Raw genomic sequence first — 12646 nt, forward strand, 5'->3', positions numbered from 1 at the left:
AAATGTGTGGAGGGGAAATGTATCCAACGTATTATAATGGCGTACATGGACAGGAATATAAATTATCGGATTTTCTCTAACGAAGATAGAAAAAAGACCGGGCCGCCTTTTGCCCGGTTTTTCTAATGTTAACGTCAGAAAGTATAAATTATGGATGACCTTATAAAAAGCTTCGGCATTCGCCATAAGACGAGGCGAATGCCGAGTTTTTCTAATTCCTAATGACGATTATAGGGTGAAGTATAAATAACAATAATTTTCAGATATGGCCAAAATCTGCAGAAATTAGCAGGAATTCTAAGATATAAACTTCATGAACTTTATACAATAAAAATTGCACAAATTTATTGGACTATACGAGGTTATATGCTTGTTTGTCTATATATGTTTATCCTCTATACTTGTAAAAGTGTTCAAACGGTAAATCATTATGGAGGTGCAAACATTGTTAGAGTTTAAACAAGTTTCCAAACAATACTCGGACGGAACGACTGCCGTCAAGAATTTAAATCTGAAAATAAATAAAGGCGAATTTGTTTGTTTTATCGGTCCCAGTGGATGCGGAAAAACAACAACAATGAAAATGGTCAACCGTCTGATTGACATTACGGAAGGGGCGGTTCTGGTTGATGACAAAGACATAAAAGAACAGGATGCTGTGGAATTGCGCCGCTCAATGGGCTATGTCATTCAACAGATCGGTCTGATGCCACACATGACCATTAAAGAAAATATTGTACTTGTCGGCACACTATTGAAGTGGCCGAAAGAAAAGAAAGATGAACGAGCGCGTGAGCTGCTGAAGCTTGTTGATATGCCTGAAGAATACTTGGACAGGTATCCACATGAACTTAGTGGTGGACAGCAGCAGCGCATCGGGGTGCTGCGGGCACTTGCGGTCAATCCGCCGCTTATTTTGATGGACGAACCTTTTGGCGCCCTTGATCCGATAACAAGGGATTCATTGCAAGAAGAGTTCAAAAAACTACAGAAGGAACTTAATAAAACGATTATTTTTGTAACCCATGACATGGATGAGGCACTTAAACTAGCTGATAAAGTCGTTATCATGCGCGATGGTGAAGTGGTTCAGGCAGATACACCTGATGAAATTTTAAGGAATCCGGCTAATGAATTTGTTGAGGAGTTTCTTGGAAGAGATCGTCTTATACAGGGCAGGCCTGATGTGACAACTGTCGGACAAATTATGGAAGGTTTTCCAGTCACTGTCCCAACTGGTACGACGCTGAAATCAGCAATATCAACCATGCGCGACCGGCATGTTGACTCATTACTTGTCGTCGACTCGGACAATGTGCTGCAGGGTTATATTGATATTGAATTGATTAACCTGAACTATAAAAAGGCGAACATGGTTGATGATGCGATGGAAACAGATGTGTTTTCAGTATCCGGTGAGAGTCTTTTGCGTGATACGGTCCACAAAATTCTCCGTCGTGGAGCGAAATATGTGCCAGTCGTTGATGATACACACCATCTGGAAGGGATTGTAACGCGGGCAACACTTGCCAATCTTGTTTATGACACGATTTGGGGCGACGGTATGGAGCTTGATGATAAGGTAACAGCAGCAGAATAGGAGGTGTATAACAATGATGGAATTTCTTGCAGAACATGGAACTGAACTAATCATCAAAACCTGGGAACACTTTTATATTTCACTGGCAGCTATTGTGCTTGGGGTCGTTGTGGCGGTACCGCTTGGGATTATCTTTTCACGCATGCCAAAGATTGCTGACCGCTTTATTTCAGTTGTAGGTATTTTACAAACCATTCCCAGTCTGGCGATTCTAGCATTTTTTATACCAATTTTGGGTGTCGGAAAGATCCCCGCAATCTTGGCTTTGTTTTTCTATTCACTGCTGCCGATTTTACGTAACACGTACATTGGTGTTCGTGATGTTGATAAAGGCGTTATAGAGGCAGGTAAAGGAATGGGCATGAGCAATTGGCAATCGATTGTAAAGATGGAACTTCCACTGTCACTTCCAGTCATTATGGCTGGTATACGCTTGTCGACGGTGTATTTGATTGGCTGGGCAGCTCTGGCAGCATTTATTGGCGGTGGCGGTCTTGGCGATTTCATTTTTGATGGATTGAATCTGTATCAGCCATCATTAATAGTTGCCGGTACAGTGCCGGCTACAATTCTTGCTCTGATTGCAGATCGCTCACTTGCTCTTCTGGAAAGCAGGTTAACGTCTGATGGCTTAAAGGAGTCTAGTGATGCAGCATAGTGTTGGAGGTGAAAATAGTGAAGAAAATATTCTATAAAGGAAGCATCATAATACTATTGCTTGTTATGCTGACAGGCTGTTCATTGCCTGGCCTTGCCAGTACAACAAAAGAGACAATTAAAATCGGGGCCCTTGGCACATCTGAGTCAGAAATCATAGCTCAAATGCTGTCGATTATGATTGAACGGGAAACTGATGCTGATACAGACCTAGTAACAAAACTTGGTTCATCGATTGTTCAACATCAGGGAATGACAAGGGGAGATCTTGATATAACAAGTACACGCTACACAGGAACAGACTTATCCGGGGCTCTTGGTATGGATCCTATTACAGATCCGGATAAAGCACTGAACATTGTAAAGCGTGAATTCCAACAGCGCTTCGATCAGACATGGGCACCGACTTATGGATTTGAAAACAGTTATTCAGTAGCTGTGACACAGGAGTTTGCCGAGAAAAATAACATTGAGACGGTATCAGATCTGGAACCATATGCGGATGAGTTGCGTTTTGGGGTTGATAATGCCTGGATTAATCGGAAAGGTGACGGTTATGACGGTTTTAAGAAAGAATACTTTGCATTTGGAGAAGTTTATCCCATGAATGTTGGTCTGGTCTATCAAGCTGCAGCCAGCGGTCACATGGACGTTGTGTTGGCTTATTCATCAGATGGACGGATTAAGGAATTTGATTTGAAAGTATTGGAAGATGACTTTTTCCCACCATATGATGCTTCACCAGTCATTTCCAATGAAATCCTGGAAAAGTATCCGCAAATTAAAGACATAACAGAGCGGCTGCATGGTCAAATATCAACAGAAAAGATGCAGGAGCTCAATTACAAAGCGGATGTTGAGCTCATGAATCCCAAAAAAGTCGCAAGGCAATTCCTTGAAAAAAACAACTACTTTAAGAATGCGGGAAAGGGGGACAATTGATGGAAACACTTGAGGCGTTTATAAACTATGTCAGTCAAAATGGCGGCTATATATGGGAACAGTTTTACAGACATTTTCTTATGGCTGCATACGGTGTTCTATTGGCAGCCATCATCTCAATTCCACTGGGCATTCTGATTGCTAAGTACAGCAAACTGAGCAGTTGGGTGCTGGCATTCGGAAGTATTATTCAAACCATCCCGGCTTTGGGTGCCATGGCCGTAATTATGATTGTCATGGGGCTTGGAACGAATACAGTTATTGTGACATTGATGCTTTATTCAATTTTACCGATTACACAGAATACGTATGTCGGAATGAAAGATGTTAATAAAAACGTTATTGAAGCTGGCTATGCATCCGGTATGACAAAGTTTCAGCTCCTGCGAATGGTCGAGCTTCCGCTGGCAGTTAGTGTCATTATGGCAGGGCTCAGGACGGCACTTGTCATCGGTATTGGAATAGCGGCGATTGGTGCATTCGTAGGCGCCGGAGGTCTTGGTGCTATTATTCTGACTGGAACTAATGCGACCGACGGAACACCGATTATTTTGGCGGGAGCGATTCCGACTGCTCTGATGGCTATTATCGCCGATTTGATTATGGGATGGATCGAACGAAAATTGCTACCTGCTCAAGGATGATAAGCTTAATGCAGCATAAACCCATATAAGCATCTGATAATCGATATAAATAGAGGTGAAACTCATGGAAAGGGTCAGAACTGATAAAAATATTCCATGCAAATTATCGGATGGCGCAGTACTGCGTTCGGACGTTTACAGGCCGGATGATAATGAAGAATACCCGATCCTGATGCTGCGCCTGCCATATGATAAGGAAACGCCGCGCTATTATGATGAATATCTGGATGTTCCCAGACTGGTCGAAGCCGGATATGCTGTGATTCTCCAAGACGTGCGCGGGCGGTTCGCATCCGACGGTGAATTTTATCCGTTCATTCATGAAGGTGAAGACGGGTACGAAGCGGTTGAATGGGCGGCCGGACTGTCTTTTTCAAATGGTAAAGTAGGGCTTTTTGGTATGTCTTATCACGGATATACCCAGTTGGCTGCAGCAGCAGAAAAACCGCCATCATTAAAAGCAATTGCCCCGGTCATGACAATGGGAAATCCATGGGGCGATATACTGGGCGATGAGGGCAGCCCCAATGCCACTGGCAAATTCGAAACGTGGGTTCTGGGCTCGATAGTTGAAGACCAACTAAAACGGCGGAATCGTCTTGACAGAGTAAAACTGAACAGCTATTTAGAAGATATGGCAGAGTGGTTGCATTATGCGCCCGCAGATGAATGGATGCCAATGAAGGAGCTCGATCCGAACTCATTTTTCTTTGATGTGATGCAGGACAAAGTGGATCCGGAGTGGAAAGAGAATGCAAAAGTGAATGGAAAGCTCAAAAGCGGAGAAATTCCGGCTTTGTTTATGGGTGGTTGGTTTGATGCGTTATTAGGTTCTACCCTGGAGGCTTATGAAGCATATGGCGGACCACGTATGCTGTGGATTGGTCCATGGACTCATGAGGAAATGACCGGCCAAGCCGGTGATAAGTTTTTTAATAATGCAGCCGAAAATATTGGTGTCGATAAAATGAAAGACCCGACAGAGGTTCATATTAAATGGTTTGACAGATGGCTGAAGGACAAACCGATGCCAATTGAAAAGCCGGTTCATATTTATTTGATGGGAAAGGCAGAATGGGCAGCTTATGACGAATGGCCATGTGCGGATAATGTAAAAGATAGTGATGTATATCTCCATAGCGAAGGTTTTTCACAAACGCGCAGCGGCGACGGTGGACTAATGCTGCAGTCTCAGAAGGAACAGACATCCAGTGCTCTCAAACTGGATCCTGAACATCCCGTTCCGGTATTTGGCGGCGGAACCTTGATTGCTGGACACGAATCAGGTATGTTTGATGTGAAAGATATACAGGACCGTGAAGATGTGCTTGTATATACAAGTGAGCCGCTTGCCAAAGATCATCAATTACTCGGACCGGTAAAAGCTGTCATATGGGGATCTTCACCATCCGAGTTATTTGATGTGTCATTACGTCTTTCGGATGTGAATGCATCCGGTTGTACTTACAATATTATTGATACATTTCACCGGGAAAAAGTAGCATCCATCAATAAACCATTTTGCTTGGAACTCGACATTGGCTCAACAGCTTATTTACTGGAAAAAGGCCATTATTTACGCTTGGATATCGCAGCGAGCAAGGCACCGCACTTTGATGTAAACCTGAACAACGGGAAGACAACCAAGACTCACGCTGATGGCAAGGCGGCATTTGAGCATATCTATCATGGCGGACTAACGGCATCAAGACTCATATTAAGGCTTGTTGAAGAGAAGTCATAAACCCGGCAAGCATATTGAAAAGGGAGATTGACATGTCTGATCAAAACGAAAAAATAGAAGATGTCAAAACGCAATTTATTGAAAAAATTACAGATAATATGAATGCTTTTGGAGCCCCGACAAGTGTTGGCCGTGTTCTTGGGATTATTTACATGAACGGGGAACCGATGACACTGGATGATCTGGCTGCTGAAACAGGGATGAGCAAGACCAGGATGAGCCAGATTGTCCGTGAAATGATCGATATGAACATTACTGAACGTGTATTTAAAAAAGGTATCCGGAAAGACTTGTATCAGGTTGAAGAAGATTATTATGAAACATTCATTTCGTTATTCACATCGACATGGCAAAGGGCAATCAGCCGGAGCCGTCACTTTGAACAAAAGCTCAAGAAAAAAATAGATGAGATAAAACGGGATCCGGAATTGACGAAAGAAAATGAACAGAGAATTAATGATTTGCTGATTGAGCTTCACGAATGGAAGGAATACTATGACTGGATCCGTAGAGTAAATGACTTTTTCGAAAGCGGAGAAATTTTTAAACATGTTCCTAAAAAACAAACAGGAGGCGGTAAAGATGAATAAAAAGGCAATTTTATCATGCGCAGTGACAGGAGCAGGAGACACGACAGACAAAAGTCCACACGTACCGGTAACGCCAAAGGAGATTGCCGACTCGGCCATTGAGGCGGCTAAAGCAGGTGCGACGATCGCTCATGTCCACGCGCGTGATCCGAAAACAGGCGGTTTGAGCCATGATGTCAACCTGTATCAGGAAATAGTAGAACGTATCCGTGAGTCAGAAACTGATGTAATCATTAATATTACATCAGGTGGCGGCGGTGACTGGGCGCCTAGTGAAGACGATCCGACCAGAGGCGGTGAAGGGACTGACATCCAGACACCTGAAGAACGTCATGAGCCGGTTGGCAAACTGCTGCCGGAAATGTGCACACTTGACTGCGGAAGTACCAACTTCGGTAATATGCTGTATGTCAGCCCGACTGACTGGCTGCGCAAGCAAGCAAAGCTAGTGCAGGAAAGTGGTGTGAAGCCTGAGCTTGAATGTTTTGACACAGGGCATGTTCGCTTTGCCAATCAATTGATTAATGAAGGTCTGATTGACGGCGATCCGTTGTATCAATTCTGTCTTGGTATCCCGTGGGGAGCGGCAGCTGATGCGGAAACATTGTCCTATATGAAAAGCCGTGTGCCGGAAAATGGCAGATGGGCCGCTTTTGGAATCGGCAGAATGCAAATGCCAATTGTAGCAGAATCCGTTCTACAGGGTGGTAACATCCGCGTAGGCCTGGAGGATAATCTATATTTGAAAAAGGGGCAGCTGGCAACTAACGAGCAGCTTGTGGATAAAGCAGTCGGCATTGTGCACAGCCTTGGCTCCGACATTATGACACCGGCAGAAGCACGTAAGGAATTAAATCTCTTGAATCCATATGGAAAGGAAGGCTAGTATGGCAACCGAAGCATCAATTAAACACGTTACCGTTGTCGGGACAGGCGTAATCGGCAACGGATGGATCACACGATTTTTGGCAAACGGCTGTCGCGTGACGGCTTCAGATTTAGATCCTGAAGCTGAAAATCGGACCCGCGAAGCTGTAAAAAGAGCTTGGCCTAAAATGGAAGAAATGGGGCTGGCAGAAGGCGCTTCACAGGATAATCTGTTTTTTGAACCGGATATGCAAACGGCTTTGGCAGAGGCAGACTTTGTACAGGAAAACGTGCCAGAGCGAGAAGAATTAAAGCGCAGCGTGATTGCTGACATCGATAAATATACACCCAAAGAAGCGGTGATTGCATCGAGCACATCCGGTATTTTACCGAGTACACTGCAGGCAGATTGTCAGCACCATCCTGAGCGTGTGATGGTTGCCCATCCGTTCAACCCGGTTTATCTGATGCCGCTTGTTGAACTTGTTGGCGGCAACAAAACCGAAGAATCCTACATTGAAAAAGCCAGGCATTTTTATGACAATTTGCAGATGAAGCCGCTTGTTGTGCGCCATGAGATCGAAGGACACATTGCCGATCGCCTGATGGAAGCTGTCTGGCGTGAATCATTGCACATCGTTAATGATGGTGTGGCCACAACAGAAGAAGTCGACGCCTCCGTCATTTATGGCCCGGGACTGCGCTGGGCATTGATGGGACCATTCATGACATTGCATATGGGTGGTGGCAAACAAGGCATGCGCCATTTGCTGAAGCAATTCGGTCCGGCATTAAAATTGCCATGGACGAAGCTTGAGGCACCGGAATTGACAGATGAACTGGCTGATAAGGTGATCACTGGTTGTGAAACACAAACCGGTGATGAGGAGATGGAAAAACTTGAAGAACGGCGCGACCAATTTTTAATCGAGCTGCAGCAGTTGCTGGATAAATATTGGCCGGGAGCTAACCTTGAAGGCAGACTATAAGCTAACGTGACAGGAGGATTTGCCATGGGTGAACCGAAAGTGATTATACAGCATACGGTTCCGGACGAATGGATCGATTACAATGGTCATATGAATGATGCGGAATATGTTCGTGCGTTCAGCTGGGGTGTTGATCGTTTAATGAAATTGATTGGCATTACAGATGAGTTCCGCGAAGAGAGTCAATACACAATTTATACGATGGAGACGCATATTTGTTACTTGGATGAAATGAAGCTTGGTGAGCCATTTGAAGTGCATATGCAAATTCTTGATTATGATGCCAAGCGTATCCATGTATTTTATGAACTGTTCGGAGAGAACGGCAAACGTGCGGCAACCAGTGAACAGATGCTCATGGGAATAGATCAGGCAGCCGGCAGAGCGGCACGATTTCCTGAAGAAATCTCAACACATGTTCAGGAAATGGCAGCACATCATGCCCCCGATGAAAAGCCAAAAGAAGCTGGACGAGTGATTGGAATAAAGCGAAAATAACCGCATCATCCGGGGCGGGAGACATGAAGGCTCAGCTGACGACTTACCCTTGGTCGAAAAGCCGATTATAGAAAGTAATAGTGCTGGTAAAAAGAAAGAGCCGCTGACGCTGGTCAGCGGCTCTTTCGTCATCTGAAAAATTAGCCTGAGCGTGAAATTCGAGCGCGAAAACATGGGCGCGAAAATCCGGATATGGTCATGTGAGCGGAATCGTCTCTTTTTAACCACGTTCTTACTCTGGATCTTGACTTGCGCCGCCTACTAGTTGCATCCGTTGATTAAACAAGGTTGGATAGGACAAGTAACCAAGCATGATACTGGTGACAACGGCGGTCGTCAATAGAAGGAACAGGACGAGCAATTGAAAGAGCACTGCCTGAACGGGATCGGCGCCAGCAATGATTTGGCCGCTCATCATGCCAGGCAGTTGTACAAGCCCGATTGTTTTCTGACTTTCAATCGTCGGAATAGTACTTGCCTGAATGGATGTGATCAACTGTGTATGGATTGCCTGCTTTGGTGTTCCGCCAAGTGAAAGAATGAGTTCGGTTTCATCCTGATGATCCTCTATTTCCGATGTGAAGCGGTTGAGGAACAAGATAGCCAGGACCATAGAGTTACCGACAACCATGCCGCTGATTGGGATAATATACTGCGCGGTTGCCGGTGTGATATTCAGTCCGAGCAAAATGGCCTGGGTTAGAACTTCTACAAAAATAAACGTGATAACGAGTTTCCAAATAATCCCTTTGATGGCAGCCCCTTTTCCCTGAGCGTTGTGTGTTGCTGCTACAATCATAAGTACGACCATCAGTATAATGTAAATCATATTTTCGGAATTAAAGACGAATTGCAGAACATAACCAACAGCCAGAAGCTGAATAATGGATCGTACGGCAGCGATGATTGTATCCTTTTCCAGGCCAAGGTTAAGCGTTTTGGATAACACCAGCGGGATTATGACGAATAGCAGTGAGATGATTAATGTTAGAAAGCTCATTCGATTTCACCCCGCACAAACTGCTTCACCCGTTCGTTTTGCGGATTCCTCAAAAAACTGCTCTCACCTGTTTCAACGAGCTCCCCATCCATCATGATCCAGGTATAATGACCAATTGAGAGTGCTTGCTGCAGGTTGTGGGTAATCCACAGAATCGTTGTACCATACTGATTGTTCATTTTTGCGATGAGTTCTTCAATATCCTGCCGTGAGATACTATCAAGTGAAGACGTGATTTCATCAAGCAGCAAAATATTCGGCTGGTTCACGAGAGTGCGGGCGATGGATAATTTCTGTCGCTGCCCGCCTGATAAATCCTTCGTTTTCTTGTGTAAGGATATATCGCTCAAACTGACCATCTTCAGCAAGTCCCTGGCCCGGTCTTCTTCCAGTTCTTTTCCTTGTAATTTTAATGGAAGTTCCAGGTTCTTTTGCACAGTACCGCTGATCATGGTTGCTTTTTGCAGGGCAATTCCGACATTCCGCCGCAATTCCACTGGTTCGTAACGCTCAATGGGTTTCCCTTTGATGAAAAGGTCTCCCGAATCGGGTGAATACAGGCCGTTGCAAAGCTTGAACAACGTTGTTTTTCCTGCACCGGATGGTCCGACCAGGGTGGTGATGTTTCTCTCCGGTATAGATCCTGTTATGTTTTTTATAATATGTACGCCGTCTGCGGAAAAGTTGATATTATCAAACCGCATGGCATTATCGGGGTCTGTCATATAGGTCACATCCCTTAAGCCTGTTAAGCGTTATTTGTTCATTCAGTGGCTATATTTATGAACATTATAAAATGGTTGAGAAGCTTTGGAAAGTAAATTGGACACTCGAGGCAGATTCGAAAGTGCTATACAGTAAAGGAACCTTATTCATTACGTTCCATCCTTTTCTGCAGCAACCGACGAATGATGACGCCAGCAATCAAACCAACGGGCAATCCGCCGAGCATCGGCAGCCACATAGGGCCAAGCCGTTGGCCGAATATGGTAAACGTCTGTGAAAATATTAACCCTACAGTAACAAAATAAGCAGAAAACACAAATGGAATAAAGGCGTATGGATTACTTTCACCCTCAGCATCTTTGTATGCATCCCAAATGGAAAAAAAATATAGGCAGGGATAAAACATCAGCCAACCGTAATGTGTTTGGTTAATGGCTTCCTGGATGTTCCCGTTAAAACTTAAAATGATCACGTCATTAAAGTTTCCTAATACGTTCACAATGAATTCTAAAGCAATAAGTAGCAGACCCTTAAAATACTTTCGATTTAACAGCTGTCCAAATCCGGGAAGAGCGATACTCCATAACAGTACTTCCAGTTTATCTCTGTTTTTGCCACGTTTACTGGACATTCGTTCTATCTTTCAACAGTCGTATTATCATTTGCCTTTTCCCCTTTCACAGTCTAAACACACGTCTCATCCCGGACTCGTTTTTAGTTTGGCTGCCAATGAAGGGTCTTATACTGTATAAATCAGGCTTTATGGGAGAAAGTCAATTGTTGGAGGATCTAATGATGTATCAAAAAATCGGCAATTGAAGGATCACATGGTACAATAATGGCAACACTTTCTCAGGAGGCGTAACATGAACCTGGAAACATACATGCAATTGGATGCTTCTGATGTCGCAGAATTGATACGAATGAAAGAGATGACCCCCGGAGAATTCCTTGATTTAGCCTTTCGGCGTATGGATCAAATCAATTCCACCTTGAATGCCGTTGTACATGATCGCAGGGACCGTGCGGCGGCTGAGGCACAGAGTACGGATGTTGGACGGTCTTTTGCAGGCGTGCCGATGCTGCTTAAAAATCTTTCACAATCGCTTGAGGATGAACCGCTTACATCTTCCTCGAAGCTGATGAAAGATCATATCAGCCGTCGGGATTCCAACTATGTCAGCTCATTACGGACGGCAGGTCTTTTATTTATGGGCCATACGAATACGCCGGAATTTGGCTTGAAAAATATTGCTGAGCCTGCACTTTATGGACCGACGCGGAATCCATGGAATACGAATCACGCTTCCGGCGGTTCCAGCGGAGGAGCTGCGGCAGCAGTTGCCTCCGGTGTAGTTCCGGCAGCCGGCGCCAGTGACGGCGGGGGTTCGATTCGCATACCTGCATCATTTACCGGATTATTCGGTTTAAAACCGACGCGTGGACGTACACCGGTCGGTCCGGGTGCCGGTCGGCAATGGCAGGGGGCATCGATTGACTTTGTTCTCAGTCGAAGTGTTCGTGACAGTGCGGCTTTGCTTGATATTTTACAGATTGTTCAGCCTGAAGCAGCGTTTCAAACCCCTCCATTCCCTGGATCCTATAAAGCGAATATGAAGCTTCCTTTTGAAGGTCCGCTCCGAATTGCTTATACTACACAATCACCGGTTGGCACACCTGTTTCCGACGATGCACATCAAGCAGTTGCCAAAACGGTTCGCTGGCTGGAGCGAGCCGGACATATTGTTGAAGAGCAAGACCATAATGTTAACGGTATTCAACTGATGCAAGATTACTATGTGATGAACAGCGGCGAAATTTCGGCTCTTACAGCCAAATTGGAGCATTCGCTTGACAGAAAACTGACACCTGATGATATTGAAATTGAAACATGGTTGCTCCACGAAGCTGGGAAATCGGTTTCAGCGGCGGACTTTTCTGCCAGTCTGGCATCGTGGGATATGGCAGCAGCTCAAATGGAAGCTTTCCACCGGACATATGATTTTTTCATCACCCCGGCTACAGCTTTTACAGCGCCGGAAGTTGGTGAACTTTCCCATTCATCCGATGAACAGGCATTTTGGCGCGGTAAGATGGAGACGGCAGATAAAACTGAGCAACAAGCAATTATTTGGGATATCTTTTTACCGAGCCTCACGTATACCCCATTTACACAATTGGCTAACTTGACCGGCCAACCGGCAATGTCCGTCCCCGTCCATCGTTCAAAAGAAGGGCTTCCATTGGGCGTTCAAGTGATGACGTCCAAAGGAGATGAACATAGACTCTTTAAGCTGGCTTGGCAGATTGAGCAGTCCGATTTATGGGTGGGTATGAAGGGAAATCCTATGCTAAACGTATAAAAATAATGTTTTTAACGCATAATGAT

Annotated in this window: 13 protein-coding genes; 10 read left to right on the top strand and 3 right to left on the bottom strand. The window is 44.8% G+C overall.

Annotated features, from left to right (window positions below):
* The first annotated feature begins 445 nt into the window (after nt 1-445).
* From IEW67_RS09995 to IEW67_RS10035, 9 genes are all read left to right on the top strand, one after another.
* The gene (locus IEW67_RS09995) at nt 446-1600 is read left to right on the top strand and encodes a betaine/proline/choline family ABC transporter ATP-binding protein (protein WP_188632928.1); all 1155 of its coding nucleotides are present in this window, start codon (nt 446-448) and stop codon (nt 1598-1600) included.
* A gap of 13 nt (nt 1601-1613) precedes the next feature.
* The gene (locus IEW67_RS10000) at nt 1614-2258 is read left to right on the top strand and encodes an ABC transporter permease (protein WP_188632929.1); all 645 of its coding nucleotides are present in this window, start codon (nt 1614-1616) and stop codon (nt 2256-2258) included.
* Between the two features lie 65 nt (nt 2259-2323).
* Nucleotides 2324-3199 (top strand): osmoprotectant ABC transporter substrate-binding protein, encoded by an 876-nt coding sequence (locus tag IEW67_RS10005; RefSeq protein ID WP_308430728.1) that lies wholly within the window; start codon nt 2324-2326, stop codon nt 3197-3199.
* Nucleotides 3199-3843 (top strand): ABC transporter permease, encoded by a 645-nt coding sequence (locus IEW67_RS10010; protein ID WP_188632931.1) that lies wholly within the window; start codon nt 3199-3201, stop codon nt 3841-3843. The genes IEW67_RS10005 and IEW67_RS10010 overlap by 1 nt, the downstream gene beginning before the upstream one ends.
* A 64-nt stretch (nt 3844-3907) precedes the next feature.
* Nucleotides 3908-5587 carry a CocE/NonD family hydrolase gene (locus IEW67_RS10015; RefSeq protein WP_188632932.1) on the top strand — a complete coding sequence of 560 codons (1680 nt, stop codon included), beginning with the start codon at nt 3908-3910 and terminating at the stop codon, nt 5585-5587.
* Nucleotides 5588-5619: 32 nt separating this feature from the next.
* Nucleotides 5620-6177, top strand: coding sequence for a GbsR/MarR family transcriptional regulator (locus tag IEW67_RS10020; protein WP_188632933.1), 558 nt, complete (start codon nt 5620-5622; stop codon nt 6175-6177).
* On the top strand, nt 6170-7063 hold the full coding sequence (locus tag IEW67_RS10025; RefSeq protein ID WP_188632934.1) for a beta-keto acid cleavage family enzyme: 894 nt from the start codon (nt 6170-6172) through the stop codon (nt 7061-7063). The genes IEW67_RS10020 and IEW67_RS10025 overlap by 8 nt, the downstream gene beginning before the upstream one ends.
* Before the next feature lies 1 nt (nt 7064).
* Nucleotides 7065-8033, top strand: coding sequence for a 3-hydroxyacyl-CoA dehydrogenase NAD-binding domain-containing protein (locus IEW67_RS10030; protein ID WP_229671736.1), 969 nt, complete (start codon nt 7065-7067; stop codon nt 8031-8033).
* Nucleotides 8034-8057: 24 nt separating this feature from the next.
* On the top strand, nt 8058-8531 hold the full coding sequence (locus tag IEW67_RS10035) for a thioesterase family protein (RefSeq protein ID WP_188632936.1): 474 nt from the start codon (nt 8058-8060) through the stop codon (nt 8529-8531).
* 232 nt (nt 8532-8763) lie between these two features.
* Here IEW67_RS10035 and IEW67_RS10040 read toward each other — a convergent pair whose 3' ends face one another.
* The 3 genes from IEW67_RS10040 to IEW67_RS10050 form a co-directional block, all read right to left on the bottom strand.
* Nucleotides 8764-9531 (bottom strand): ABC transporter permease, encoded by a 768-nt coding sequence (locus IEW67_RS10040; protein ID WP_188632937.1) that lies wholly within the window; start codon nt 9529-9531, stop codon nt 8764-8766.
* Nucleotides 9528-10256 (bottom strand): ABC transporter ATP-binding protein, encoded by a 729-nt coding sequence (locus IEW67_RS10045; protein ID WP_188632938.1) that lies wholly within the window; start codon nt 10254-10256, stop codon nt 9528-9530. The genes IEW67_RS10040 and IEW67_RS10045 overlap by 4 nt, the downstream gene beginning before the upstream one ends.
* A 143-nt stretch (nt 10257-10399) precedes the next feature.
* The gene (locus IEW67_RS10050; protein ID WP_188632939.1) at nt 10400-10888 is read right to left on the bottom strand and encodes a DUF2062 domain-containing protein; all 489 of its coding nucleotides are present in this window, start codon (nt 10886-10888) and stop codon (nt 10400-10402) included.
* Nucleotides 10889-11123: 235 nt separating this feature from the next.
* Here IEW67_RS10050 and IEW67_RS10055 point away from each other — a divergent pair, with 235 nt between their 5' ends.
* Nucleotides 11124-12620 (top strand): amidase family protein, encoded by a 1497-nt coding sequence (locus IEW67_RS10055; RefSeq protein ID WP_188632940.1) that lies wholly within the window; start codon nt 11124-11126, stop codon nt 12618-12620.
* Nucleotides 12621-12646 lie beyond the last annotated feature (26 nt).

This window comes from Lentibacillus kapialis (genome assembly GCF_014646635.1).
GTDB classification, from domain to species: Bacteria; Bacillota; Bacilli; order Bacillales; family Amphibacillaceae; genus Lentibacillus; species Lentibacillus kapialis.